The organism is Yoonia sp. SWMV100, from assembly GCF_056108365.1.
Genome location: NZ_JBWBAQ010000002.1, coordinates 356700 through 383379, shown reverse-complemented (window position 1 = coordinate 383379; position 26680 = coordinate 356700). Strand labels below are relative to the sequence as shown.

General features: G+C 56.7%; 29 protein-coding genes. 18 read left to right on the top strand and 11 right to left on the bottom strand.

Going from position 1 to position 26680, the window contains the following annotated elements:
* Positions 1-40 precede the first annotated feature (40 nt).
* Positions 41-970 carry an AEC family transporter gene (locus ACXJGX_RS01975; RefSeq protein ID WP_474778458.1) on the top strand — a complete coding sequence of 310 codons (930 nt, stop codon included), beginning with the start codon at positions 41-43 and terminating at the stop codon, positions 968-970.
* 46 nt (positions 971-1016) lie between these two features.
* Here ACXJGX_RS01975 and ACXJGX_RS01970 read toward each other — a convergent pair whose 3' ends face one another.
* The 5 genes from ACXJGX_RS01970 to ACXJGX_RS01950 form a co-directional block, all read right to left on the bottom strand.
* A complete protein-coding gene (locus ACXJGX_RS01970; RefSeq protein WP_474778457.1) occupies positions 1017-1904 on the bottom strand; it encodes an ABC transporter permease in 888 nt (295 codons plus the stop codon).
* A gap of 3 nt (positions 1905-1907) precedes the next feature.
* A complete protein-coding gene (locus ACXJGX_RS01965; protein WP_474778456.1) occupies positions 1908-3521 on the bottom strand; it encodes an ABC transporter permease in 1614 nt (537 codons plus the stop codon).
* Positions 3522-3524: 3 nt separating this feature from the next.
* Complete coding sequence (locus tag ACXJGX_RS01960; RefSeq protein WP_474778455.1) at positions 3525-3812, bottom strand: DUF1330 domain-containing protein; 288 nt, start codon at positions 3810-3812, stop codon at positions 3525-3527.
* A gap of 65 nt (positions 3813-3877) precedes the next feature.
* Positions 3878-4984: an extracellular solute-binding protein gene (locus ACXJGX_RS01955; RefSeq protein WP_474778454.1), complete on the bottom strand. Its 1107-nt coding sequence runs from the start codon at positions 4982-4984 to the stop codon at positions 3878-3880.
* Positions 4985-5061: 77 nt separating this feature from the next.
* On the bottom strand, positions 5062-6162 hold the full coding sequence (locus ACXJGX_RS01950) for an ABC transporter ATP-binding protein (RefSeq protein ID WP_474778453.1): 1101 nt from the start codon (positions 6160-6162) through the stop codon (positions 5062-5064).
* A gap of 354 nt (positions 6163-6516) precedes the next feature.
* Between ACXJGX_RS01950 and ACXJGX_RS01945 the strand changes: the two genes are divergently transcribed.
* From ACXJGX_RS01945 to ACXJGX_RS01915, 7 genes are all read left to right on the top strand, one after another.
* Positions 6517-7404: a metal ABC transporter substrate-binding protein gene (locus ACXJGX_RS01945; RefSeq protein WP_474778452.1), complete on the top strand. Its 888-nt coding sequence runs from the start codon at positions 6517-6519 to the stop codon at positions 7402-7404.
* Positions 7401-8249, top strand: coding sequence for a manganese/iron ABC transporter ATP-binding protein (locus ACXJGX_RS01940; RefSeq protein WP_474778451.1), 849 nt, complete (start codon positions 7401-7403; stop codon positions 8247-8249). The genes ACXJGX_RS01945 and ACXJGX_RS01940 overlap by 4 nt, the downstream gene beginning before the upstream one ends.
* On the top strand, positions 8246-9100 hold the full coding sequence (locus tag ACXJGX_RS01935) for a metal ABC transporter permease (protein ID WP_474778450.1): 855 nt from the start codon (positions 8246-8248) through the stop codon (positions 9098-9100). Before ACXJGX_RS01940 ends, ACXJGX_RS01935 begins: the two co-directional genes overlap by 4 nt.
* Positions 9097-9930, top strand: a complete 834-nt coding sequence (locus ACXJGX_RS01930; protein ID WP_474778449.1) for a metal ABC transporter permease — start codon at positions 9097-9099, stop codon at positions 9928-9930. Before ACXJGX_RS01935 ends, ACXJGX_RS01930 begins: the two co-directional genes overlap by 4 nt.
* 64 nt (positions 9931-9994) lie before the next feature.
* Positions 9995-10699: an ABC transporter permease gene (locus ACXJGX_RS01925; RefSeq protein WP_474779159.1), complete on the top strand. Its 705-nt coding sequence runs from the start codon at positions 9995-9997 to the stop codon at positions 10697-10699.
* Positions 10693-11409, top strand: coding sequence for an ATP-binding cassette domain-containing protein (locus ACXJGX_RS01920; RefSeq protein WP_474778448.1), 717 nt, complete (start codon positions 10693-10695; stop codon positions 11407-11409). The genes ACXJGX_RS01925 and ACXJGX_RS01920 overlap by 7 nt, the downstream gene beginning before the upstream one ends.
* Positions 11406-12203, top strand: coding sequence for an ABC transporter substrate-binding protein (locus tag ACXJGX_RS01915; protein WP_474778447.1), 798 nt, complete (start codon positions 11406-11408; stop codon positions 12201-12203). The genes ACXJGX_RS01920 and ACXJGX_RS01915 overlap by 4 nt, the downstream gene beginning before the upstream one ends.
* A gap of 27 nt (positions 12204-12230) precedes the next feature.
* Here ACXJGX_RS01915 and ACXJGX_RS01910 read toward each other — a convergent pair whose 3' ends face one another.
* From ACXJGX_RS01910 to ACXJGX_RS01890, 5 genes are read right to left on the bottom strand one after another with little or no spacing between them, the layout of a single operon-like run.
* A complete protein-coding gene (locus ACXJGX_RS01910; RefSeq protein WP_474778446.1) occupies positions 12231-12740 on the bottom strand; it encodes a DUF6505 family protein in 510 nt (169 codons plus the stop codon).
* Complete coding sequence (locus tag ACXJGX_RS01905) at positions 12737-13405, bottom strand: biotin/lipoate--protein ligase family protein (RefSeq protein ID WP_474778445.1); 669 nt, start codon at positions 13403-13405, stop codon at positions 12737-12739. The genes ACXJGX_RS01910 and ACXJGX_RS01905 overlap by 4 nt, the downstream gene beginning before the upstream one ends.
* Positions 13402-14469 (bottom strand): Mrp/NBP35 family ATP-binding protein, encoded by a 1068-nt coding sequence (locus ACXJGX_RS01900; RefSeq protein ID WP_474778444.1) that lies wholly within the window; start codon positions 14467-14469, stop codon positions 13402-13404. The genes ACXJGX_RS01905 and ACXJGX_RS01900 overlap by 4 nt, the downstream gene beginning before the upstream one ends.
* Positions 14470-14664 carry a DUF6494 family protein gene (locus ACXJGX_RS01895; protein ID WP_474778443.1) on the bottom strand — a complete coding sequence of 65 codons (195 nt, stop codon included), beginning with the start codon at positions 14662-14664 and terminating at the stop codon, positions 14470-14472.
* 14 nt (positions 14665-14678) lie between these two features.
* On the bottom strand, positions 14679-16646 hold the full coding sequence (locus tag ACXJGX_RS01890; RefSeq protein WP_474778442.1) for a 4Fe-4S binding protein: 1968 nt from the start codon (positions 16644-16646) through the stop codon (positions 14679-14681).
* Positions 16647-16826: 180 nt separating this feature from the next.
* On the opposite strand from ACXJGX_RS01890, the gene ACXJGX_RS01885 reads away from it, so the two are divergent.
* From ACXJGX_RS01885 to ACXJGX_RS01840, 10 genes are all read left to right on the top strand, one after another.
* Positions 16827-17390 (top strand): DUF3305 domain-containing protein, encoded by a 564-nt coding sequence (locus ACXJGX_RS01885; RefSeq protein WP_474778441.1) that lies wholly within the window; start codon positions 16827-16829, stop codon positions 17388-17390.
* The gene (locus tag ACXJGX_RS01880) at positions 17387-17932 is read left to right on the top strand and encodes a DUF3306 domain-containing protein (RefSeq protein ID WP_474778440.1); all 546 of its coding nucleotides are present in this window, start codon (positions 17387-17389) and stop codon (positions 17930-17932) included. Before ACXJGX_RS01885 ends, ACXJGX_RS01880 begins: the two co-directional genes overlap by 4 nt.
* Positions 17929-18540 (top strand): TorD/DmsD family molecular chaperone, encoded by a 612-nt coding sequence (locus tag ACXJGX_RS01875; protein ID WP_474778439.1) that lies wholly within the window; start codon positions 17929-17931, stop codon positions 18538-18540. The genes ACXJGX_RS01880 and ACXJGX_RS01875 overlap by 4 nt, the downstream gene beginning before the upstream one ends.
* 50 nt (positions 18541-18590) lie before the next feature.
* Positions 18591-18776: a twin-arginine translocation signal domain-containing protein gene (locus tag ACXJGX_RS01870; protein WP_474778438.1), complete on the top strand. Its 186-nt coding sequence runs from the start codon at positions 18591-18593 to the stop codon at positions 18774-18776.
* Positions 18777-18835: 59 nt separating this feature from the next.
* Complete coding sequence (locus tag ACXJGX_RS01865; RefSeq protein WP_474778437.1) at positions 18836-21796, top strand: formate dehydrogenase subunit alpha; 2961 nt, start codon at positions 18836-18838, stop codon at positions 21794-21796.
* Positions 21797-21807: 11 nt separating this feature from the next.
* On the top strand, positions 21808-22401 hold the full coding sequence (gene fdh3B, locus ACXJGX_RS01860; RefSeq protein WP_474778436.1) for a formate dehydrogenase FDH3 subunit beta: 594 nt from the start codon (positions 21808-21810) through the stop codon (positions 22399-22401).
* A gap of 67 nt (positions 22402-22468) precedes the next feature.
* Positions 22469-23662 carry a formate dehydrogenase subunit gamma gene (locus ACXJGX_RS01855; protein WP_474778435.1) on the top strand — a complete coding sequence of 398 codons (1194 nt, stop codon included), beginning with the start codon at positions 22469-22471 and terminating at the stop codon, positions 23660-23662.
* 13 nt (positions 23663-23675) lie between these two features.
* A complete protein-coding gene (locus ACXJGX_RS01850) occupies positions 23676-23804 on the top strand; it encodes a hypothetical protein (protein ID WP_474778434.1) in 129 nt (42 codons plus the stop codon).
* Positions 23805-23896: 92 nt separating this feature from the next.
* Positions 23897-24949: a sugar phosphate isomerase/epimerase family protein gene (locus ACXJGX_RS01845; RefSeq protein WP_474778433.1), complete on the top strand. Its 1053-nt coding sequence runs from the start codon at positions 23897-23899 to the stop codon at positions 24947-24949.
* 48 nt (positions 24950-24997) lie between these two features.
* The gene (locus tag ACXJGX_RS01840; RefSeq protein ID WP_474778432.1) at positions 24998-26134 is read left to right on the top strand and encodes a Gfo/Idh/MocA family protein; all 1137 of its coding nucleotides are present in this window, start codon (positions 24998-25000) and stop codon (positions 26132-26134) included.
* Here ACXJGX_RS01840 and ACXJGX_RS01835 read toward each other — a convergent pair.
* Positions 26123-26680, bottom strand: coding sequence for a PqiC family protein (locus tag ACXJGX_RS01835; protein WP_474778431.1), 558 nt, complete (start codon positions 26678-26680; stop codon positions 26123-26125). The two genes, ACXJGX_RS01840 and ACXJGX_RS01835, sit on opposite strands and share 12 nt — an antisense overlap.

Genomic DNA, 26680 nt, shown 5'->3' with positions numbered 1-26680 from the left:
ATACCACTTATCGGCACAGCCGCCCAAAGGACTGCCCACCATGAGCGTACTTCTTGACGTTATCCTTCCCGTTTTCATCGTCATCGGGTTCGGCTATTTGGCGGTCTGGAAAGGCTATTTTAGTGATAGCGGCGTTGACGGGTTGATGAAATTCACCCAAGGCTTTGCGATCCCGTGCCTGTTGTTTCGCGCAATATCCACATTGGACCTGCAGCAAAACTTTGATTTGTCGCTGTTGTTTTCGTTCTACACCGGGGCCTTGGCCGGGTTCTTTGCAGGATTGTTGGGCGCAAGGTTTTTGTTCAAGCGCGACTGGGAAGAAAGCGTTGCGATCGGGTTTTGCGGGCTATTCTCGAATTCACTGCTTTTGGGTTTGCCGATTACCGAACGTGCTTACGGCGCGAATGCGCTCGAGGCGAATTACGCGATCATCGCGATCCATTCGCCGTTTTGCTATGGGGTCGGGATCACCGCGATGGAAATCGCGCGCAACTGGGGCGGCAGCGTCGCGGCTTTACCCCGCAAAGTGCTGACCGCGATGTTCCGCAACGCGCTGATCGTGGGAATTACGCTGGGGTTTATCGTCAACCTTGGCCATATCACGGTGCCGGGTGCGTTGGCGGATGCACTGGACCTGATTGCACGGGCTGCGCTTCCTGCGGCGCTGTTTGGTTTGGGGGGCGTGCTTTACCGTTACCGTCCCGAAGGTGACATGCGCGCGATCCTCTATGTTGTTGCGATCTCTTTGGTGCTGCATCCGGCGATTGTCTGGCTGCTGGCTGGGTTCAATGACCTGTCTGAGCCCGCGACGCGGTCGGCCATTCTGACCAGCGCGATGGCGCCGGGGGTAAACGCATATGTCTTTGCGAACATGTACGGTCGCGCGCGCAGAGTGGCCGCTTCTGCGGTTCTCATGGGGACGGGGTTGTCGATTGTGACGGTCTGGTTCTGGCTGCACGTCCTGCCATAAAAAAGCGGGGCACAGGGCCCCGCAAATTCATGATATTGTGGCGCCATCAGTTCGGAGACAAACCGCGCAGACGCTCTGATCTGCGGCGCAGCAATTCGACCGTTGCCAGCAGCAGGATCGACACCCCGACCAGCACAGTGGCGACCGCCAGAATTGTCGGGCTGATCTGTTCGCGCAGGCCCGTAAACATTTGCCAAGGCAGCGTCTTTTGGGCTGCGGCACCGACAAACAGCACAACGACCACCTCGTCAAATGACGTGATAAACGCGAACAACGCCCCCGAAATGACGCCAGGCAAAATTAGCGGCATCTGCACGCGAAAGAAGGTTACTGTCGGCGTTGCGCCCATATTGGCTGCAGCCCGTGTCAGGGACTGATCAAATCCGACCAGTGTGGCCGTGACGGTGATGATGACAAACGGAATACCCAAAGCCGCGTGGGCAAGGATCACCTTGATATAGCCGCTCAGGGCTTTGGACATGCCAAGGTTATCTTCCATCCACAGGCCCATCTGGCTGTAGAAAAAGAACATCCCCGTTGCTGAAATGATCAAAGGCACGATCATCGGGGAAATCAAAATTGCCATGATCGCCCGGCGGAACGGCACATGTGACTGTGACAAACCGATCGCCGCCAGCGTGCCCAAAGAGACAGAGATGATCGTCGCAAAGGGCGCGATGATCAGCGAGTTTTTCAGCGGGCGTATCCAGTCCTGGTTGGTGAAAAAGTCGCGGTAATGCTTTAGGGAATATCCTTCCGGGTCCAGCGCCAGCATCTTTGGCGTGAAGGTAAAGAAGTTCTCGGCGTTGAACGACAGTGGAATAATAATGATGATGGGCGCGATCAGGAAGAACAGGATGAACCCCACAATCACCCGAAAGCTATAGTGCCAGATACGCTGACCCGTTGTTGCATAGGTAGGTAGTGCGCTCATCGGTTAGCCCCCCAGTTTCACGTTGTCGATGCCGACGATACGGTCGTAAGCCCAGTACAGCGCCAATACGATCGCCAGCAAAATGGTTCCAAGCGCGGCGGCAAGGCCCCAGTTCAAAGAGCTGGAAATATGATAGGCGATCCGGTTCGAGATAAAGACGCCTTTGTTCCCGCCAACGATTTCCGGTGTGATGTAGTACCCGATCGACAGAATGAACACGAGGATCGACCCCGCGCCAATCCCCGGCACCGATTGCGGAAAGTAGACGCGCCAAAACGCGGTCCAGTTTGTGGCACCCAATGATTTTGCCGCGCGCAAAAAGCTGGGTGGAATGGTTTTCATGACCGAATACAGCGGCAAGATCATAAACGGCAGCAAGATGTGGGTCATGGCGATGATCGTACCCGTTGCATTGTTGATCAAGGCAAGCCGGTTATCGTCACTCACGATGCCAACCCAAACCAGCAAGTCATTGATAACCCCTTGGTTTTGCAACAGGACCTTCCATGCAGATGTGCGCACCAAAAGCGATGTCCAGAACGGTAGCAGAACGAGGATCATCAGCAGGTTGGCTTTGCGTGCGGGCAGGTTGGCCAGCATCCATGCCACCGGATAGCCAAGCAATATGCAGCTAACGGTGATCGTCATCGACATCAGCATCGTGCGCCAGAACAAGGTGATATAGATTTGTTCATTCTCTGGCTGCCATTCAGGCCCATCGGGTGTCTTTTGCAGATCAATCGCATTCAGGAAATAGCCATTGGTATAGGCAGGGCTGTAGGTATAAATTGTGCTCCAGACTTCTGGGTCGGCCCAATCCTTTTCGATGTCCTCAAACGTGGCTTTCACGTTTTCCGTTTCAAAGGCAGGGACTGCTGCGGCTGTCGCATTTACCAGACCAGCCAGTTCACCCTCCACCGACAGACCAGCGTTCGTGCGCAGATCCTGGTACAGCGCCAGATAGACGACGTTCCACGGTTGTTCTTCGGTCGGGCTGTCGCCGTCTTCGGACCGGATGACACGGGCAAAGTCGGCATACATGTCAGCTGTCTGGGGGAACGCGGCTTTGGCGGCCGGCGCGATTTTGAACCGGGGTTCGGCGCCGGTGCCGTCCCAATTTGCGCGTGCCGCAATCCATGACGGATCGGCAAAAAGGGTCACAAACGTCGCGGGCTCTTCCCATGCGGGGTCAAGCGCCACAAATTGATCGGTGTAAATCTCGCCGATGTCATCGACCTGACGGCCGGATTTACGGAACAGAGACGAAATTCCTGACATTTCATAGTTCAGGCGGCTGCCCAGTCGGGTATGATCTTTCAGTTCGACCGCAACCATGAGATCTTTGGCAAGCGCCTCGAAGACGGGTGTCGGTGGAACCGGGTCGGCCGCCGTGTCCCAATCATCCAGCGCCGCAACTGTGCGCGGAATGGTATCGCCCACGATCTGGTTCTCGACCGACCGGAACAGCATTTGGCCGATCGGGATGATGAACGTGAGCATGATAAACAAAAGCAGCGGTGCAACCAGCAGAAATGCCCGCAATTTTTGGCGGCGCAGCGCACGGTTGAGGCTCGCCTTGAGTGGTGTGCCGTCGGCGGCAAGAACTTGTTCTGCCATGTTTTAGACCCCTTCGACCAAGATGATCATACTTGTTGCATTTTCGCGGCGAATACGCGCGACCTCTTGGTAATCCTTGGAATAGTACAGCGCCTTGGCGCTTTCAAAATCGGGAAATTCAAAGATCACGTGGCGGTCAAAACTGGCCCCTTCGGGCACTTCGGACTGTCCACCACGGACAATCGGAATGCCGCCGTAGGCTGTGATCATGGGCGTATCTTTGATGATATACTCCTGATAGGCATCAGGATCGTTCACGGTGATATGACCGATGATATAGCCTTTTGGCATGTTTATTTCCCGTAAGTATTTGGACGTAGGGTGGATTCAAACCCACCCTACAAAGCGTTCAGCGATTACTGCGCAAGCCAGCTCTGGAATTTTGCATCCAGATCGTCACGGTAATCAGCCCACCATTCGTAGTTATACAAGAAGGTGTTTGTCGCGTTCGCCGGGTCTGTTGGCATGTGTGGTGCCATTTCGATACCCAGTGTTGCGTGTTGACCAACCAGTGGCGCAGACGATGCACGTGCTGGACCGTACGAGATGTACTTGGCTTGGTCTGCAAGACGCTGTGTGTCTGTCGCAAAGCGGATGTAGTCCAATGCGCGGGCTTCACGCTCTGGGCTCAGACCTGTTGGGATGATCCAACCGTCAAGGTCGAACACTTGCGCGTCCCATAGCATGGCAACGGGCTGCTCTTGTTCAACAATCAGGCTGAACAGACGACCGTTGTATGTTGTGCCCATGACAACTTCGCCATCTGCCAACAATTGTGGGGTATCCGCGCCAGCAGACCACCAAACAACGCTGTCCTTGATTGTGTCGAGCTTTGCAAATGCCTGTGCTTGGCCTTCTTCGGTTTCCAGCACGTCATAGACGTCTTCTTTTGCGACACCGTCACAAAGCAAAGCCCATTCCATGTTGTTGATCGGGCGCTTTTCCAGCGAACGCATGCCGGGGTATGCTTCGAGATCGAAGAATGCGCAGATTGATGTTGGCGGTGTGTCGCCAACCATGTCGGTGCGGTAGCCTGCGGTTGTCGAATACACGATCTGCGGGATAAAGCAGTCAGACACCAGAAGTTCACCGAAATCCTCGGAAGCCGGGGTGCCGTCATCGCCATCTGCCAACATTTCGTCGGCGTCGATTTCCATCGCAAGGCCTTCGTCGCACAGGCGGATTGCGTCGGATGCAACCACGTCAACCACGTCCCAAGTGACGTTGCCCGCTTCGTTCATCGCACGCAGCTTGGCCACGGCCTCGTTCGAACTTTCGTCGTTGACGATCGTGACGCCGGTCGTTTCCATATAGGGGTCGTGATACGCCGCCTGTTGCGACGCAGAATAGGCGCCGCCCCAGCTAACAATTGTCATCTCATTTGCCATGTGGCTTTCTGCGAAGACGGTTGTACCCGCCAACGTCAGTGCCGAAGTGGCCATGAGTGCTTTGGTCAATGTCATAGTAATCTCCCGTTATTATACCCGGTTTGGTTATTTCGAGCCGGCCCTCCGGGTGAAGGCAAGCTCTGTCTCAGCCGTTACGCGTCAAGCGCGCGGCAATCCTCGGCAAGCCAGCCAATTTCGATCTGGCTTCCCGGTGTCAGGCGGACCTGATCAGGGGCGTTGCGTGATTTGATGATAAAGTTATCAGTGCCCGCAACCCGCAGTCGGGTGCGGAAAATGTCGCCCATGTAAATGAATTCCAACACTTCGGCTTTCAGCGTCAGCGCATCGGGGCTCATCCGTGATTTGTCGAATTCGACACGTTCCGGGCGGATCGACACTTTGGTGCGTTCGCCAACCTTGCTGACGTTGACAGGGATCGCGTCGATCACGTCGCCGCTGTCCAGCTTGACGATACACGTGTTGCCACGAATTTCCTGAACAATGCCTTCCAGCGTATTATTTTCGCCAATGAACTGCGCGACAAAGCTGTTTTTCGGGGCTTCATACAGTTCGTCCGGCGGCGCCAGTTGTTGTATGCGCCCGTCGTCAAACACCGCAACGCGGTCCGACATGGTCAGGGCTTCGGTCTGGTCGTGGGTCACGTAAACCACGGTAATCCCCAGCTTGTGCGCAAGGTTGGTGATTTCGAACTGCAATGTTTCGCGCAGCTGTTTATCCAGCGCACCAAGCGGTTCGTCCATCAGGACCAGTTCAGGTTCAAACACCAATGCGCGCGCCAAAGCGATCCGCTGCTGTTGTCCGCCAGACAGTTGGGTCGGTCTGCGGCTCGCGAACTCGTGCATCTCGACCATCTCAAGGGCGCGCATGATTTTTACCTCACGCTCCGACTTGCCGATCTTGCGTACTTCCAACGGGAAGGACAGGTTTTCGGCAACGGTCATATGCGGGAACAGGGCGTAGTTTTGAAACACCATCCCGATGCCGCGTTTGTGAGGCGGGATATCATTGATCGAAACGCCATCGATCCGTATCTGCCCATGTGTCGCGGTTTCAAACCCGGCCAGCATCATCAGGCAGGTGGTCTTGCCCGATCCCGATGGCCCCAACATGGTCAGGAATTCGCCCTTGGGCATGGAAAGGTTAAGGTCTTTTACAACGAGTTTTTCACCGTCGTAGCTTTTCTGGACGCGTTCAAATTCGACGAACGCACTTTCGCTTTTGGCTTCTGACAAACCAGTTCCCCCGCGGATTGGCACAGTACGACTCCAACTAAAACGGTCCTGACCCCGTTTTGCAACTTGAAACACCTGATTTTTCGGTTTCCGGTTGGATGGGCTGATTTTGTGAAGATACGGAGTGAAATTCGCTTCTATAGTTGCAAATTCGGTCGTTTTGTCTGTTTTGAAAAAGATAACGCACGCCTTGATTGTATGTGGTTTCGCGGACTCGCTGATTGATCTGCATAGTTAATGGGCAGGTGGTCGAAAAAGGGGCGGAATTTGATTTGCTATGATTAAAATCTGACGTTTACAGTTGCGAATAATTCTCATATTCAAGTAAAGAATCTTAGTTTCGGGAGAGTTCTGATGCGCTATGCGATCAAACGCACGATTTTTGGGCTGTTGTTTGCTGCGGTTGCAGTGCAGGGGCGGGCCGATACGTTCAAGGCGGTCACAACTTTTACCGTCATTGCAGATATGGCGCGCCATGTCGCAGGCGATGCGGCCATTGTCGAAAGCATCACCAAGCCCGGCGCAGAAATTCACGGGTATCAACCGACACCGCGCGACATTATTCGTGCCCACGACGCCGATCTGATTTTGTGGAACGGTCTGAACCTCGAGATTTGGTTTGCGCAATTTTTGTCTAACTTGGGCGATGTACCCAGCGTGACCGTGTCTGACGGCATCGACCCGATCAGCATTTCCGGCGGCGATTACGATGGCAAGCCAAACCCCCACGCGTGGATGAGCACGGACAACGCGCTTATTTATGTCGACAACATCCGCGACGCATTTATGGCGCATGATCCCGAAAACGCGCAAATCTATGCCGCCAACGCGACCGCCTATAAGGCCGAAATCGTCGCTGCGATTGATCCGCTCAAGGCGGCGATCCTTGCCGTTCCAGCCGATCAGCGGTGGCTGGTGACCTGCGAAGGCGCGTTTAGCTATCTTGCGCGCGACTTTGAGATGCACGAACTGTTTTTATGGCCGATCAATGCTGACAGTCAGGGCACACCGCAGCAGGTGCGCCGGGTGATTGATGCTGTCCGCGACCATCATATCCCGGCCGTGTTTTGCGAAAGCACGGTATCGCAATCGCCCGCCCAGCAGGTCGCCCGTGAAACCGGTGCGGCCTATGGTGGCGTGCTTTATGTGGATAGCCTGACCGAAGAAGACGGGCCTGTGCCAAGCTATATTGATCTTTTGCGCGTGACTTCGCAGACAATTGCATCAGGTATTACGCAATGACACAAAACGCAGGCATTATCGCAAACGACGTTACCGTCACCTATCGCAACGGCCACACGGCGCTGCGTCACGCAAGCTTTGAAATTCCGCGCGGCACGATCACGGCCTTGGTGGGCGTCAACGGTGCCGGAAAATCGACGTTGTTCAAGGCGATCATGGGCTTTGTTCCTGCGTCCGGCGGCACCATCAGCGTGCTTGGGATGCCAGTGAAGGAAGCGCTGCGCAAAAATATCGTCGCATACGTCCCGCAGTCCGAAGAGGTGGACTGGTCATTTCCTGTGCTGGTCGAAGACGTGGTGATGATGGGCCGCTATGGCCACATGGGTTTCTTCCGCCACCCAAAGCAGGGCGATCACGACGCGGTCACATCGGCGCTGGCACGTGTTGGCATGACCGAATTTCGCCACCGTCAAATCGGCGAATTGTCAGGCGGTCAGCGCAAGCGCGTGTTTCTGGCGCGCGCACTGGCCCAGGAAGGTCAGGTGATCTTGCTTGATGAACCGTTTACCGGTGTGGATGTGCAGACCGAAGAGGCAATCATCCAGCTGTTGCGCGACATGCGCGACGAGGGGCGGGTGATGTTGGTGTCGACACATAATCTGGGGTCTGTTTCCGAATTCTGCGATCGCACGGTTTTGGTGAAAGAAACGGTGCTGGCCTACGGGCCAACCGAAACCACCTTTACCCGCGAAAACCTTGAACTGGCTTTCGGTGGGGTGTTGCGGCATTTTGTGATTGGCGGCTCTGATTTACACGACGACGATGATGCCCGCGAAATCCGGGTGATCACCGATGATGAAAGGCCTTTTGTGGTTTACGGACCCGATACCGGTGGCGACACATGATCAGCACCCTGCTCGAACCTTTTACCTACGGGTATATGTTCAACGCGATGTGGGTCAGCGCGTTGGTCGGCGGGGTGTGCGCATTTCTATCGGCCTATCTGATGCTGAAAGGGTGGTCGTTGATCGGGGATGCACTGTCCCATTCGATCGTGCCCGGCGTGGCGGGCGCCTATATGCTAGGGCTGCCATTTGCGCTTGGTGCTTTTGCTGCGGGCGGGCTGGCGGCCGGCGCCATGTTGTTTTTGAACCAACGGTCGGGTTTGAAGGAAGACACCATCATCGGCATCATCTTTACATCCTTTTTTGGCCTTGGTCTGTTTATGGTATCGCTGTCGCCGACATCGGTCAGCGTTGAAACGATCACCATGGGCAATATCCTTGCGATTACGCCGTCCGATACGCTGCAACTGGCGATCATCGGATTTGTGACGCTCGCGGTGCTGCTTGCCAAATGGAAAGACCTGATGGTCACCTTTTTTGATGAAACCCACGCCCGATCCATCGGGCTGCGGGTGGACCTGCTGAAGGTTGTGTTTTTTACACTGCTTTCGGCATCCTGCGTTGCGGCTTTGCAAACAGTGGGGGCATTTCTGGTCATCGCGATGGTGGTGACGCCCGGTGCCACGGCGTACCTGTTGACCGACCGTTTCCCGCGCCTGCTGATGCTGAGCGTGGCGATCGGGGCTGGCACCAGCTTTTTCGGCGCGTACATGAGCTATTTTGTCGATGGGGCAACGGGCGGGCTTATTGTGTCATTGCAAACGCTCATCTTTCTTGTGGTGTTTGTCGCGGCACCAAAGCACGGGTATCTTGCCGCCCGTCGCCGCGCAGCAGAGGCCCTTAGGTCATGATGGATACCCTGCTGTTCCCGTTCCAATTCGCTTTTATGAACAAAGCGTTCCTGATGATCGCGATCATCGCGGTACCCACCAGCCTGCTGTCTTGTTATTTGGTGTTGAAAGGGTGGTCGCTGATGGGCGATGCCATCAGCCACGCGGTGCTGCCCGGCGTTGTTCTGGCCTATGTGCTGCACATTCCACTGATCATCGGGGCGTTTGGGGCAGGGATGCTATGTGCGGTGGGGACCGGTTTCCTGTCGGAAAACAGCCGGATCAAACAAGACACAGTCATGGGGATCGTGTTTTCAGGCATGTTTGGTTTTGGTATCGTGCTTTATACCAAAATCAGCACAGATGTGCATTTGGATCATATTTTGTTCGGCAATATGCTGGGGGTGGGGGCCGCTGACCTGTGGACGGCCGGGACCATCGCGGCACTTGTCGCTGCTGTGCTCTTGGCAAAGCGGCGTGATTTTCTGCTTCATGCATTTGATCCGGTACAGGCCCAAGCCGTTGGTCTGCGGGTCGGGTGGCTGCATTATGGATTATTGGCAATGATTTCGCTGACGATTGTGGCGACCCTATCGGCGGTCGGGATCATTCTGGCGATTGGCCTTTTGATCGCGCCGGGTGCGATTGCATTTTTGCTGACCAAACGGTTCTCGGTTATGTTGCCTCTGGCGGTCGCGGTGACGTTATTTGCCGGATTTGCGGGTGTTTATATCAGCTTTTTCATCGACAGCGCGCCTGCGCCGACGGTCATTCTGGTGCTGACGGTAATTTTCATCGGTGCCTTTATCCGGACCAGTCGCAAAATGCGCAGCGCGACCCACACAGCTTAATTAACATTGAAACCCTGCGCTTGGCATGAAACCTTATGCGCAGGCGAACGAACGGGCAGTATCGATGAATGAGCTATGGGAGGGATTGGTCGCCGGGTTCTGGCTCGTGCTGACCCTGGATCCCGATTTGGTCGACATCACGCTGCGGTCATTACAAGTCACCGTGACAGCGACATTGATCGCCTCGTTCATTGCGCTTCCGTTTGGGGCGTTTCTGGCGATCCGGCGGTTTCGCTATCGGCGGGCGACGATTGCCATATTGAATGCAATGATGGGCCTGCCACCCGTTGTCGTGGGGCTTGTGGTTTATCTGCTTTTGTCGCGGGCAGGGCCGTTCGGGGTGTTGGGTCTATTGTTCACACCCACCGCGATGATCATCGCCCAAGTCATTATCATCACGCCACTTATCGCGTCGATCGCCCATCAGGCGATCCGCGATATCTGGGCCGAATACCATGATCTGCTGATTTCATTTTCGACAACAAAGCGGCAGCGGATCCGGACGCTGATCTGGGACGGACGGCGCGCGCTATTGACCGCTGCGCTTGCGGGCTTTGGCCGCGCCATCGGCGAGGTCGGCGCGATTATGATCGTTGGCGGAAATATCGAACATGCCACACGGGTGCTGACCACCGCCATTGCTTTGGAAACCGGCAAGGGCGATTTTTCATTGGCCTTGGGGCTGGGGTTTGTTCTGATCGCGCTGGCGATTGTCGTCAACCTTGCCATCCACGCGGTGGGCCGCACCGAAAGCGAGGGCAAATGGTAACGGCTATTTTGCCCATGCGGGCCTCTGCCGCCACCGTAAAGCGGCGCGGGAAAATCCTGCTGGGACCTGTTGATTTGACCGTCGGGCCAACAGGCATCACCATGGTGATGGGGCCAAACGGGGCGGGGAAAACAACCCTGTTGCGCACGTTGCACGGGCTAGAGCGCCTATCGGGCGGATCCGTGTCGTGGCAGGTGCCGCTATCCGACGCGCGCTTGCGGCAGGCCTTTGTATTTCAGACACCGATTATGCTGCGCCGCAGCGTCCGTGACAATTTGACCTACCCGCTGGTGCTGCGCGGGGTTAGTAAACCTGACGCGCGTGCATTGGCCGAAGACTGGGCAAGACGCGTAGGTTTAGGTGCGATGCTGGACCGCCAAGCCCCCCTGTTGTCGGGCGGCGAAAAGCAGAAACTGGCCTTGGCCCGCGCCTTGGTGCTCAAGCCCGACATCATTTTCTTGGATGAACCCTGCGCAAATCTGGACGGTCGCGCCATTCGCGAGATCGAGGCCATTTTGCTAGCGGCCCGTGACGCCGGCACGCGCATCTTGATGGCGACGCACGACATCGGGCAGGCAAGACGCCTTGCAACCGATATTGTGTTTTTAATGCATGGGGTTATCATTGAACACGCCCGGGCTGATGACTTTTTTGCGGGGCCGAAAACGCCGCAAGCTGCGGCGCTACTGAATGGAGATATTGTAGAATGATCAGAGTCCTTGCCTGTGTGCTGGTGCTAAGCGGATCAACCGCATTTGCGGAAGATCTGAAAATGGCCGTCACCACATCATTCCACAACTCGGGCCTTGCCGAGATATTGTTGCCCGCGATCAAAGAAGACACCGCGATTGATGTACAATTGTTGGTTGTTGGGACGGGGCAGGCGCTGCGCCTTGGCGAAGCGGGTGACGTTGATGCGATTTTGGTGCATTCGCGCACCGCAGAGGATGCATTCCTTGCGGCTGGGTACGGCACGCACCGCCGTGAAATCATGTACAATGATTTTGTGTTTATTGGCCCGGACAGCGACCCTGCCGCGATTGCCGACGCATCGGATGCCGCCGATGTGCTGGGGCGTGTCGCCCGAACCGAAGCCGTCTTTGTCAGCCGAGGCGACGACAGCGGGACGCATAAGATGGAACTGTCGCTTTGGGATTCCGCAGGTATCGCGCGTGGCGGTGATTGGTATCGCCCTGTCGGCGCTGGCATGGGGGCCGCGCTGAACACGGCTGCGGCCATGGATGCATATATTCTTGCGGACCGCGCAAGCTGGCTGAACTTTGAAAACCAAGGTGACTTGGCGCTGTTGTTCGCAGGCGATCCGGTGCTGTTCAACCAATATGCCTACATCCCGGTCAACCAGAACCTGCACCCGCATGTCAAAGCAGAGCTGGCGCTGGCGCTGGAGGATTGGCTTACATCACCGCGCGCAGCAGACCTGATCAACGGCTACACAATCAACGACCAGACCTTGTTTACTTTCAACGCCCAGCCCACGATGTAAGCAACCCCATCTGCAACAAGAGCCGCATCAATGATGATGGTGCGGCTCGTCCTCGTCCAGCGATCCATGGATTGCAAACTGATCAAGCCCGGCAGACTGCGGTTCCGTGATCCGGTAGCTTTCTTTGACGCCCGCAGGCGTCAATTCGCGGCTGACCATGATCAGCGCGTTCGGCGTCTGCCCATCACACAGATCAATCATTTGCATGACTTCTTCGGCGGCGACACCGCGGGCTGCGGCCTGATCCGGCGCGCCGTAATGGCTGACAAAATGCGCCGCGAGCGCGTCAATCAGGGCGTCAACCTCCGTGTCTTCAATCTTGGTCACTGCGACAACCGTTGCCCTGCCAAATGTCTCAAGGCCAAGCCAGCCGTTCGCAAAGGCTTGCCTTGCCTTGCCGCTTAGGTCGCCGTCGGACCAGTTCGAAAATTCAAAGCCACCTGATATGCACCATTCGCCTGTGCGTGCAGGCGTGTGAAAGATCATCTGGTCGCTTTCGTCAAAGTGGATGGCGCGGGCAAGATAGCGATTGGTCATAAGGTCTCCAGCACGTCAGTAAGGGGGGTCACGGTGGTGATATCACCGGATTTGCGCAACAGGCCAAAATCGGCGTCCAAGCCGATGGCATCGCCATCTTTGTGCCATAGCCCGCTGAATTCATTGTGAATCGGTTTCGCGCCTTCGTCCATCCAGCGGTTAATCCAAACAAGCGTGTGACGCGCCCATGCTTCAAGCAGGTCAATCGCCGCAAGATCGCCGCAGCCTTCGGCATAAAGCGAGGTGACATCGGGCGTATCACCCGGTGCATCGTTGGCGTCCCAGATCGGGACAGTCACACCGACCACCAACCAATCGGGGGTTTGATCGGGCGGGCAGGTGGCGGCGACAGCCCGCAGTCCGCCACAGGCGGCACCATTCACCATGATCGTACCGTCCCATTTGATATGCACGGCGACTTCGGGTGGGGCGATGGCCCCGAGCGCGTTTTGAAACCCGATGCCGCAAACCGGCAGCATCGCCATAGCCGCAGTCAAACTGACCTCTGGCGCAAAGACAATCGCGGCATGCAAGGCGTTGCCGGTCAGGTTGTAGACCAGCGTGCCGCCGTCGCACCCTGCGCGCGCCATGTCAACGGCCACGGTCAATGGTGCGTCGACCGTGGCTTGGCCATGCAGCAGCGGTGGAAAGCTGGGCAGGCTCATGCGTTGCCGTCAGCGATCAGTTGCCGGGCAACCGTGCGGAACGCCTGCGCTTGGGCCGAGTCAGGCTTTGACACCACGATCGGCGCGCCGCCGTCAGCAGCCAGCCGGATATCAAGATGCAATGGCAGTTCCGCGAGCAGCGGCACACCCAGTTTCGCAGCCTCGGCAGCAACGCCGCCATGGCCAAAGGTATGTTCTTCATGGCCGCAGTTGGTGCAGATATGGGTGCTCATGTTTTCGATCATGCCGATAATTTTGGTGCCCAGTTGATTGAACATATCAATCCCCTTGCGGGCATCCAGCAGGGCCACGTCTTGGGGTGTGGATACGATCACGGCACCGGTCAATTCAAACTTTTGCGCCAATGTCATTTGCACGTCGCCTGTCCCGGGCGGCAGATCGACGATCAGCACGTCCAGCGCGCCCCATTGGACCTGGTTCATCATTTGCTGCAGCGCGCCCATCAACATCGGACCCCGCCAGACAACCGCCTGATCTTCGTTTTGCATCAACCCCAGTGACATCATCGTGACGCCGTGGTTGCGCATTGGCAGGATCGTCTTGCCGTCGGGTGACGCAGGCCGCCCCGACACGCCGAGCATCCGCGGTTGCGACGGGCCGTAGACATCCGCATCAAGCAAACCCACGCGCCGCCCTTCGGCGGCGAGCGCACAGGCCAGATTTGCGGAAACAGTGGATTTTCCAACGCCGCCTTTGCCAGAGGCAATCGCCAAAATCCGGTCGACGCCCGGAACCTTTTGCGGGCCTTTGGGTTCTGACGGACGCCCCATTTTTAGATCCGGCGGCGCGGCCGGCGCGCTGTGGGCTGTCATGATCGCCGACACTTTGCCGATGCCCTGCATCGCTTTTAATGCCGCCTCTGCTGCGGCGCGGACAGGTTCCATCTGCGATGCAATGGACGGTGCAACTTCAAACACAAAGCGCACGTTGTTGTCTTCGACAGACAGCGCCCGGACAAGACCAGCTGCCATGATATCGGTGCCGGTTGCTGGGTCTTCAATCGTTTTCAAGGTCGCAATGACCGTATCGCGGGTAATGGTCACTTAGTCGTCCTGCCCTGAAATTGTGCCTGTCACGGTATGTTCAAGTGCAAGACCATCAATGGTCAGGACCATCTTGGCCTCAAGGGTTTTGCCGGACGTGGGCGCATTGCGCATGGCTTCTTCGATGGCTTGCTGGGATGTGACGCCGACTTGCTTTAGAAATTTGCGCATCGACATGTTGAAATCTTCGCTCATGGATATGTCCTTTGTTAATGGTCGCGGCGCTTTGACAGATAGTCATCTGTGCTGCGCGGGCGCGGGCGTTCCGTGCCCTGGAACGGGTTGTTCGCAGAATGATATTGTGCCTGAATCCGGCAATTATCACACATTTGGATCATTCTGGCCGCATCCGGGTTCGCAAACATCGCGTGTTTTCCCGCCAGCTTTTCGGTGATCATCTCAATCGTGGATTTCACCCCGAACAGGTTGCCGCATTCGACGCATGCAAACGGTTCCTCTTCGTTCAGGACGACTTGGGTCAGGGCGACATCGGCAAGGTTCAATCGCGGTTCCAGCGTGATCGCCTTTTCCGGGCAGATATTGCTGCAAAGCCCGCATTGCAGGCAGGCATCTTCTGCAAAGCGCAGTTGCGGCATATCGGGGTTGTCGGCCAGCGCACCTGACGGGCAAAGCGACACACACGACAGGCAAAGCGTGCAGGCATCGGTATCGACGATCACTGCGCCATAGGGCGCACCGTCCGGCAGTGCGATGGCCACATCACCGCGCAACGCCTTGGCGGCGGTACGGGTCACCTGCCGACGGTTGCCCATCGGCAGCATCGCGTTCGCAATTGCCAATGCAGGGGGCGCGTCGAACAGGGCATCGCTCAGTGCGTCGGGGTCCGCAAGGTGAAGCAGTGGCACCGGCCGGTCGCTGATGGCCGACGCCAACGTAGCTTCGCGTGTAATTGTGTCGCGATCAGACTTTGGCGCCAGCAAGATGGCGACTGCCGCAAACCCCGCCCCGAAAGCGGCAAGGATTTCCGCATGCCCAAATCCGGCCAGCGCAGAGACGTCCAGCGGAATGACGTCGCTGGGCAAACCACGTCCGTAACGCGCGGCCAACTGGATCATTTCCGTGCCATATACGTCATCGTGCACCAAAAGCCGTGGGTTTGCGCCGCCCGCCTTACGGAAGGTACTGGCCAGCGTGTTGATGCGCAGGAAAATACTGTCAACGGGGGGCGCATCGTATGTGATGGCGCCCGACGGGCATAGCGCCGCGCAGGCGCCGCAACCCGCGCAAATCATCGGGTCAATCGCAACATGATCACCGGCTGATGTGATCGCACCCGTCGGGCAGGCATTCAGGCAGTTGGAACAGGCGGGTTGTTCAGCACGCGAGTGCGCGCACAGGCTTTCGGTCAATTGGACATAAAGCGGTTTTTCGAAGGTGCCGATCATTTGGGCCGCGTCAAACACCGCCTTTGCGACGGACGGCGCGTGCTTTGGATCAGCGCGTAAATACCCGTCACGTTTTTCATGTGCCGAAAACAGTGGCGTGTCGCCCGACAGGTCCAAAATGATGTCGCATTCCGATTGCGCGCCGTCTTGTGGGGCGCCAAAGTTTAATAGGCCGCGTCCGCCCGGTTCCAGCAACTGAAGGGCGTCAAACCGTGTCTTGAAACGTCCAAGGCTTCCGGTCGCCTGCGTCAATCGGCCCTTGATCGTGTCAAACGTGCCCGTCAGCGGGGCGTCGCTGTTGTCGGTCAGCAGCAAGGTGATGCTCAGCACGTCCGCTAGCTGTGCTGCTGCATCAATCGCGACCTGACCCGCACCGATCACCAGACACGTCCCTTCAGAGGTCACATCGCGAATCTTCGGGGCGTGCTGGGGCAGCATGGCCGCCGCCGCAAGTGCCGCCATTTTTGGCGTCTTGTTATGCTGGTCTGCGGACCAACCCGCCCTGTCACGCAGATCCACAAAACGCGGCGGCGCAATTTCCATATCCGCAGCAAGCGTTTCAAAGCGGCCCTGCTCTTGGCCGCATGCGATAATGGCAGTGCCCGTTGCAATCGCGGATGCAGCGGCGTCGAATTCGCGCGTGCACAGCGCGGTGTGGATTTTTGAACAGCCTAACCCGGTCGCTGCGGCAATACCGTCGGCGTCTATGCTTTGGGTTCCCGCGCAATTGCACAAAATCAACTGGTTTCCCTTGGGGGCGTGGCTTGTCATTGGTTTTCTCTCCCGGCTCTGCGTGGCCGCATTCGTGCAAGCTTAGCTATTGCGTGCGGGACAGGCAAACCCCTAAAGTGCAAAGGTTAATGCTGCAAGGCAGCATAAGCATGTAATAATAAAGCTTTTTTCATCGACGGTTATGGTGCAACATATGATTCAAACCTGAAGGAATGAAACGTGTCGTCGAGCCAGCCCCAGTTTCAGTCAATGCCGATTGGCGTTGTTTTGCGTCGTACACCGGGTGTCACCCGCTGGGCGAAATGGGCGTGGCGTGCAGAATCAGTTTTGCCGGGCGCGGCACCCGCTCAATGGAAACTCTTGCGCGAAATCGGCGGCAGTGCCGAATTTCATATCGGGACTGTGCAGCTTGATTTGCACGCCGCCGATTCCGAAGGGTATCTGGCTGGCCTCGCGGATAGCGAACCATCGGTTTATGTTGTTTTGCGGCAATCGGGACATGCAGAGCAACCCTATCAGATTGCGCTTGTCACCGCGTCACCCTTTGAGGCGCAAGATTACTGTGACAACGGTGATGACGTGGTGGAAAAGGTGCCGATGCCGGCCGGGCTGATTGCATGGGTTCGCGCCTTTGCGCAGGCCAACTACGAGGATACGCCATTTGTAAAGCGCCGGCGCGATCGCAAGGACGTGGATGGCGTGGAAAACGGTGTTGGCGACGCGCGCATCACGCAGTTGACCGATGTGTACCGCGCGCCATCACGCAAGGGGGGCGCGGCATGACCCAAGATTTCTGGTCGCGCCGCAAGGCGCAAGTCGCCGCAGAGGTGGATGCCGAATCGAAACCCGCAGACGATGTTCAGCCCGATCCCGAGCTGGCGGATGCCGAAGTTTTGGCGGCTCTTGATTTGCCTGATCCCGATACGCTGATGTCGGCTGATGACGTGAAACGGTTTATGGCAAAAGCTGTGCCCGAACATTTGCGCCGGCGTGCGTTGCGAAAATTGTGGCGGATGAATCCTGTTTTGGCCTGTCTGGACGGCCTGAATGATTATGACGATGACTATACGGACAAGGGCCTGGCGCCCGTGGCGGTGAAAACTGCCTATCAAGTCGGTAAAGGCTTGATGTCGCACATAGAAAAACTTGCGTCAGACGAAAAGTTAATGCTATCAAAGGCCGAGAATACAGAAGAACATCAACCCGTTGTGAAGGAAGACCCGCCAGTGATCACGCAAGCCCAGCCAATGGAGCAAGCCGATCAAGAGCCTGCGATTGTCCGTCGCCGGATGCGGTTTGACTTTGATTCTGGGGCGCAGGCATGACCGCTTTGGCGCAGCAGATCGAAGTTGATGCAGAGGATCGGCTTCGCGCGGATTTGTATAATTTTATCGGCTTGCTTTTGGCAGGGCCGCCTGACGAATTGCTGCTTGCGCAATGCGCCGCATTGTCAGGTGACGCAAGCCCGCTTGGGCGGTCGATCAGTCAGTTGGCGCAGGTCGCTGCGGTGACAAAGCCGAAAACGGTTATCCGCGAATTCAACGCCCTGTTCATTGGATTGGGCCGCGGGGAACTGCTGCCATTTGCGAGCTATTACCTGACCGGGTTCTTGAACGAAAAGCCGCTGGCGGCGTTGCGGGCAGACATGGCGGCACGCGGGATCGCACGCGCCGCAAATGTATACGAACCGGAAGACAACATCGCATCCCTCATGGAGATGATGGGGGGGCTGATTGTCGGGCGGTTTGCGGGTGGACCTGCGAACCTGCAAACGCAAAAGGCGTTTTTTAACAAGCACGTCGGTTCGTGGGCGAAACATTTCTTTAGTGACCTGGAAGCAGCAAAAAATTCGGTCCTCTACGCCTCGGTTGGCGCGGTGGGGCGTGAACTTATGGAAATCGAACGCGAAGCGTTTCGGATGATTGCGGACTGATCCGCGCAATGTGGCGGCGCGTCCGTCAAACGATGAAGGGGACCAATCTGATGGCACAGACAAAAGAGGATGGCAGCAGCCGTCGCGATTTTCTGAAACTTGGTGTGGCCGCGCCAGCAGCGATGGCTGTCGCCGTGTCCGGCAAGCAAGTGCAAGCACAACCCGTGGACCCCGCGTCCAACAAGATGCAAGACACTGCACATACCCGTGCATATTTCGAAAGCGCCCGTTTCTAAGGGCACAGTGACGCAACCCAGCAAGCCCGCAAATGCGGTGCCCGCAAGGGAGGAAAGACATGTTAAGAAAGAAGACCACAGCTGTATCGCAGCGCGCGGGTTTCCAGACACCAAGCACCAAGGGTGCGATTGACCGCCGCACATTTCTGCGCGGTTCGGGGCTGACGATTGGCGGATTGACTGCAATTGCCGCAACCGGCGGGACAGTGACCGCAGCAAACGCGCAAGAGGCCGTCGCGGGCGCTGTCCAGACCATCAAATCTGTCTGCACCCACTGTTCGGTTGGCTGCACCGTTATCGCAGAGGTCGATAACGGCGTTTGGGTTGGTCAAGAACCCGCTTGGGACAGCCCCTTTAACCTTGGTGCGCATTGCGCCAAAGGCGCCGCTGTCCGCGAACACGCACACGGCGAACGCCGCCTGCGCTACCCGATGAAAAAAGAGGGTGGTGAATGGGTCCGGATCAGCTGGGAAACTGCGATCAACGAAATCGGCGACAAGATGTTGCAGATCCGCGACGAAAGCGGCCCTGACAGCGTCTATTGGCTGGGATCGGCGAAGTCGAACAACGAACAGGCGTATCTGTACCGCAAGTTCGCGGCCTATTGGGGCACCAACAACGTGGACCACCAAGCCCGGATTTGTCATTCGACAACTGTTGCCGGTGTCGCGAACACATGGGGCTACGGCGCCATGACAAACAGCTATAACGATATCCATAACTCCAAGGCGATCTTTGTGATCGGGGGCAACCCTGCCGAAGCACACCCTGTGTCGCTGCAGCACATCTTGAAAGCCAAAGAGCAAAACAATGCACCTTTGATCGTGTGCGACCCGCGCTTTACGCGCACGGCGGCGCATGCTGACGAATATGTACGCTTTCGGCCCGGTTCTGACGTTGCCCTGATCTGGGGTATCCTTTGGCACATCTTTGAAAACAGCTGGGAAGACGCAGAGTTCATCCGCACACGCGTGTGGGGCATGGACCAAATCCGTGACGAAGTGAAAAAATGGGCCCCAGAAGAAGTTGAACGTGTGACAGGTGTTCCGGGCGAACAACTGCGTCGCGTTGCCTATACACTGGTCAACAATCGCCCCGGCACCGTGATCTGGTGTATGGGTGGTACGCAGCACACAACCGGTAACAACAACACCCGCGCTTACTGCGTTCTTCAGCTTGCGCTGGGGAATATGGGCGTGTCTGGCGGCGGCACCAACATTTTCCGCGGTCACGACAACGTACAGGGTGCGACCGATCTGGGCGTGCTCGCGGATACGCTGCCCGGCTATTATGGTTTGGCGCCAGGGGCATGGGCACATTGGGCCCGCGTTTGGGACGAAGACCTGAATTGGCTCAAGGGCCGCTTCTCGGATGCGTCATACGGCGACACGTCGATGATGAACCTGAACGGGATTCCCGTCAGCCGTTGGATTGACGGTGTGTTGGAAGACAAGGAAAACATCGACCAGCCGGACAATACCCGTGCGATGGTTCTGTGGGGCCATGCGCCCAACTCGCAGACACGTCAAAAGGAAATGAAGACGGCGATGGAAAAGCTCGACCTGATGGTCGTTGTCGATCCCTACCCAACAGTGTCGGCTGTTATGCAAGACCGCACCGATGGTGTTTACCTGCTGCCTGCATGTACACAGTTCGAAACACGTGGTTCCGTGACTGCGTCCAACCGATCCTTGCAGTGGCGTGACAAGGTTGTCGAGCCTTTGTTTGAATCGCTGCCCGATCACACGATCATGGCGAAGTTTGCAGAAAAGTTCGGGTTCCACGACAAAATCTTCCGCAACATCGCGATTGATGAAGGTGGTGAACCCAATATCGAAGACATCACCCGCGAATTCAACCGCGGCATGTGGACGGTCGGCTATACCGCCCAAAGCCCGGAACGCATGAAAATGCACATGGCGAACCAGCACACGTTTGACAAAACAACGCTGCGCGCGGTGGGTGGACCTGCTGACGGTGATTTCTATGGCTTGCCTTGGCCTGCTTGGGGCACACCTGAAATGAACCACCCGGGTACGGCAAACCTGTATGATATGTCGATCCCGGTTGCCGAAGGTGGCCTGACTTTCCGCGCACGGTTTGGTGTGGAACGTGACGGTGACAACCTGCTGGCCGAAGGCGTCTATAGCAAAGGGTCTGAAATTCAGGACGGCTATCCAGAATTTACGATGCAGATGCTTGTCGATCTGGGCTGGGATGTGGATTTGACCCCATACGAGCGGTCAATGATCGAATATGTTTCGGGTTTCCGTGACACGCGCCCCGGCACTGAAGAAGTCGGCGAAACGTCGCAGACCGGTCAAATTCCATCCGACTACAACGACAAGGTCGGTGGTGTGAACTGGAAGACCGACCTTTCTGGCGGCATCCAGCGTGTTGCGATCAAGCATGGCTGTGCGCCATTCGGGAACGCAAAAGCCCGCGCTGTGGTGTGGACCTTCCCCGATCCGGTTCCACTGCACCGCGAACCGCTTTATAGCAACCGGCGCGATCTGGTGGCGGATTACCCAACCTACGAGGACAAAAAGTTCTGGCGGGTGCCAACGCTGTACAAGTCGATCCAAGAGAACGACTTTTCACAAGAATATCCGATCATTCTGACCTCTGGTCGTCTGGTTGAATACGAAGGTGGCGGTGACGAAACCCGGTCGAACCCATGGTTGGCCGAACTGCAACAAGACATGTTCATCGAAATCAACCCGCGCGACGCTAACAATCTGGGTGTACGCGACGGGGCTGACGTTTGGGTCGAAGGCCCGGAGGGCGGCAAGGTTAAGGTGATGGCGATGGTGACCGAACGTGTGGAAAGCGGTGTCGCGTTTATGCCATTCCACTTTGGCGGTCACATGGAAGGTGTTGATTTACGGGATAAATATCCTGACGGCGCCGATCCTTATGTTTTGGGCGAAAGCACAAACACCGCACAAACATATGGCTATGATTCAGTGACCCAGATGCAAGAGACCAAAGCGACCCTCTGCAAAATCTGGACAGCGTAAGGAGAAGTAAGATGGCAAGAGCAAAGTTCCTGTGCGACGCCGAACGCTGCATTGAATGCAACGCCTGTGTGACCGCATGTAAAAACGAACACGAGGTGCCTTGGGGCATCAACCGCCGCAAGGTGGTAACAATCAACGACGGTAAACCGGGTGAACGCTCGATCTCGGTTGCCTGTATGCACTGTTCTGACGCGCCATGTATGGCTGTGTGCCCAACAGATTGCTTCTACCAAAGCGAAGAAGGCATCGTTTTGCACTCCAAAGACTTGTGCATCGGTTGCGGTTATTGTTTCTACGCCTGCCCATTCGGCGCGCCACAGTACCCGCAAGCCGGTAACTTTGGATCACGCGGCAAGATGGACAAATGCACATTCTGTTCCGGTGGCCCCGAAGAAAACCACTCGGCTGCGGAATTTGCAAAATACGGTCGCAACCGGATCGCCGAAGGCAAACTGCCGATCTGCGCAGAAATGTGTTCGACCAAAGCCTTGCTTGCCGGGGACGGCGACATGGTGTCCAGCATCTATCGCGAACGGGTTGTCGCACGGGGCTTTGGCTCTGGCGCTTGGGGCTGGGGTACAGCCTACGACCAAAAGGGCGGTTAATTCGCCATCGGGGGCAGGTGATACATCTGCCCCCTTGTTTTCTTAGAACGCAGCAGGGGGCGTTGCCATGATCCGAGCATTCATCACGAGCTTAGGACTTTGTCTGTTTGCGCTGACCGCGCAGGCACAAGACGCTGTTGCGCCTGACCGCACTGCGACGGGTGGCGCACAAACACTGAGCGATATCTTAGCGCGACAAGACGCAATGAAAGTTGATGACAGCTTTCGCAGTGAAAACCTGGGCAGCGCTGATGCCGCCGCTGATATAACACAGCAGCTTGGCACGCTTGGCGGTCAATCGGACCCTGATCTTTGGCGCGGCGTGCGCTATGACAGTTTGGACATGACCACGCAATCACGCGGCCCTGCGGGGGGCGTGTTGATCCAAGACGGGGGTATGTGGTGGCTCAAGTTTCGTGAGGGTCCGCTGCGCACCTACGGCGGTTTCTTGTTGCTCGGGACGATCGGGTTCTTGGTCCTGTTCTACCTTATCCGCGGTAAAATTCGCATTGATGGCGAAAAGACCGGGCGGAAAATCACACGATTTAAGGCGGTTGAACGCTTTGGCCACTGGCTGATGGGCGGTTCGTTTATTCTGCTCGGCCTGACCGGGATTGTCACATTATTCGGGCGCGTCTGGATCATTCCGACATTTGGGCACGAAAGCTTTTCCATCTTGGCCGTTGGGTCAAAGTGGATCCATAACAATATTTCGTGGGCCTTTATGATCGGGCTGACGATGGTTTTCTTTATGTGGGTGCTTGAAAACATCCCCAACCGTCATGACCTGAAATGGATTGCTGTCGGGGGTGGCTTGTTCAAAAAGGGCGTACACCCGCCAGCCAAGAAATTCAACGCGGGCCAAAAGGTCATCTTTTGGTCGGTGATCTTGCTGGGCAGCTCGATTTCTGTGTCGGGCCTGTCGCTGTTGTTCCCGTTTGATTTGCCGATGTTTGGCGCGACCTTCGGGCATCTCAACGATTTTGGGCTTCCGCAGCTTGTCGGTCTTGGGCCTTTGCCAACGGACCTGACACCACAAGAAGAAATGCAATATGCCCAGCTTTGGCACGCGATCGTCGCCTTTGTGTTGATGGCGATCATCATTGCCCACATCTATATCGGCTCTGTCGGTATGGAGGGCGCGTTTGATGCGATGGGCGACGGCGATGTCGAAGAGCAATGGGCGCGTGAACACCACAGCCTTTGGGTGGACGAGGTGAAGGCAAAACAAGCCAAAACCAATGCCACGCCAGCGGAATAAGAAGGGGAAGACGATGAAAACCATGCTTCTGGCCTTCGCGGCGGCGATACTTATTTCGATCATTGCCTTCTATGGCCTGCACGCCATCGGCTTTAGCGCAGCTGACAGCACCGTCAGCGACAATGTGCGCTTGTCCGAATAGGTTGCCCGATTGATCCTGCGCCATCCCTGAAATCAGGGGTGGCGCAGTTTTTCTAAATCGATATAGTTTTCGCAAATCATGGGAGGTTTGCAATGAAAACGATCAAAGGACCCGGACTGTTTTTGGCACAGTTCGCGGGGGACCAAGCGCCGTTCAATACGTGGGACGGGATTACGAAATGGGCTGCGGATTGCGGGTACAAGGGCGTCCAAGTTCCAAGCTGGGACGCACGTTTCTTTGACCTGTCCAAGGCGGCGGCGTCGAAAGATTACTGTGATGATTTCAAGGGCCAAGCAGCGGTGCATGGTATCGAAGTCACCGAACTTTCAACCCATCTTCAGGGACAACTGGTTGCTGTAAACCCAGCCTATGACACAGCATTCGACGGCTTTGCCGCAGCCGAAGTGCAAGGCGACCCCAAAGCCCGTCAAGCATGGGCTGTCGATCAGGTCAAAATGGCCTTGTCCGCATCAAAGCATTTGGGTCTGACCGAAATGGCAACCTTTTCTGGTGCGCTTGCATGGCCTTATATTTATCCGTGGCCGCAGCGCCCGGCAGGGTTGGTCGAAGCGGCGTTTGACGAATTGGCCGCACGCTGGCGTCCCATTCTGGATCACGCTGAGGATTGCGGCGTTGATCTGTGTTATGAAATTCACCCCGGCGAAGATCTGCACGATGGCGTGACCTTCGAGATGTTCCTTGAGCGCGTGGACAATCATGCCCGCTGCAACATGCTTTATGATCCGTCACACTATGTGCTGCAATGTTTGGACTATCTCGACAATATCGATATCTACAAAGACCGGATCAAGATGTTCCACGTCAAAGATGCCGAGTTCAATCCGACAGGTCGGCAGGGCGTTTATGGCGGCTATCAATCTTGGGTCGATCGGGCGGGGCGTTTCCGCAGTCTGGGCGACGGACAGGTGGATTTCGCCGCGATCTTTTCAAAAATGGCGGCCAATGATTTCAGCGGCTGGGCCGTTGTGGAATGGGAATGCTGTTTGAAGCACCCCGAAGACGGTGGGCGTGAAGGTGCGCAATTCGTGAAAGATCACATCATTCGCGTCACCGAGCGTGCATTCGACGACTTTGCCGGTGGCGCCGTGGATGACGCCACCAACCGCCGGATGCTTGGCATCTGACGGCCCCGCCGGGGGGAGTATTTTGAACAAAGCGAGGGAGGGTCGATAATGCGACCGATACGACTTGGGATGGTAGGCGGCGGGAACGACGCCTTTATTGGGGGTGTGCACCGTATTGCTGCGCGCATTGACGGGCGCTTTGATCTGGTGGCGGGGGCACTGTCGTCTACACCAGAAAAGGCGCAAGCCTCTGGGGCTGCTCTGGGGCTGTCACCAGACCGCACCTATGACGACTTCAAGGCGATGGCGATCCGCGAAGCGCGCCTGAAAGACGGGATAGAAGCGGTTGCGATTGTGACGCCAAACCATGTGCATTATGCGGCAGCGCGCGAGTTTCTCAAGCGGGGGATACACGTGATTTGCGATAAGCCGCTGACAGCAACGATGTCCGATGCGCGAAAGCTGGCAAAGGCCGTCGAGGATAGCGATGCGCTGTTTGTGTTGACCCATAATTACACCGGTTACCCCATGATGCGTCAGGCGCGCGAAATGGTGGCCAATGGCGATTTGGGGAAACTGCGTCTGGTTCAGGTCGAATATGTGCAAGATTGGTTGACCCAGCAAGATGACAGCAAACAAGCCGCTTGGCGAACCGATCCGACACGATCCGGCCTTGGCGGATCGACGGGCGACATCGGAACACATGCGTTCAACTTGGCAAGCTTTGTGAGCGGGCTTACGCTCGACAGTCTGAGTGCGGATTTGCAGAGCTTTGTGCCGGGACGTCTGTTGGACGACAACGCACATGTCATGATGCGCTTTGAAGGTGGCGCGCGTGGTCTGCTTTGGTGTTCTCAGGTGGCGCCGGGCAATGAAAATGGCCTGCGGTTGCGGATTTTCGGCGATAAGGGTGGGCTGGAATGGCATCAGGAAAACCCCAACCAGCTTTGGTTTACGCCGTTCGGTGAACCAAAGCGGTTGCTGACCCGCGGTGGGGCAGGCACTGGTCACGCGTCGGCCAGGGTGACGCGGACACCGGGTGGCCACCCAGAGGGCTATCTAGAGGGGTTTGCCACCATCTACAGCGAGGCAGCCGAAGCGATCGAGGCACACCGTACGGGACAACCCGTAAGCAAGGATGTGATTTATCCGACCATTGCCGACGGTCTGCTGGGCATGCAATTTGTCGACGCCTGCGTACGGTCATCGAAACGTGACGCGGCGTGGGTGAAGCTAGCGGGCTAACTTGCGCGCGATATCTTCTGACAAGGCCAGCAACGCCGCTGCTTGCGCGGCGGCGATGCTGCCAAGTGATTGATCCGCCATCGGTTGGGCCATCGCAAAACGGTGGGTGCTATTGGGAAAGTTTATTCCGTCTCCGCCGACAAAATACTGACCGGTTAACCGGAACATGCCGTCAGAGCCCGCGATCATTTGTGTCACGCGGATATCAACGGCGACGTCGGCAAGCCCGGCAAAGGGCCAAGGATCAGGGCCAACATCAGTATTCAAAATATCGCCCAACGTGTCGGTAATGACCAAGGTCACCGCCCGCTCTGGGGCATCCGCCCACAGCACATCCTCGTTGGTTTCGATCAGCCCGGTGGCACCTTGTACGGCAAGTTCTTCGGCGGCTGCATAGCTGGGCAAGGAAACCGACCGTACCATTACGCTGCTGACGAGCGGGCGCAATTCAAGCTGCGAGGGGAGCGGTTGCAGTGCAAGCCGGTTGGCAGGGGCCGCGCAGGCCGCAAGTCCGAGCAAAGCGATTGTTGTCATCTGTTTCAGCAT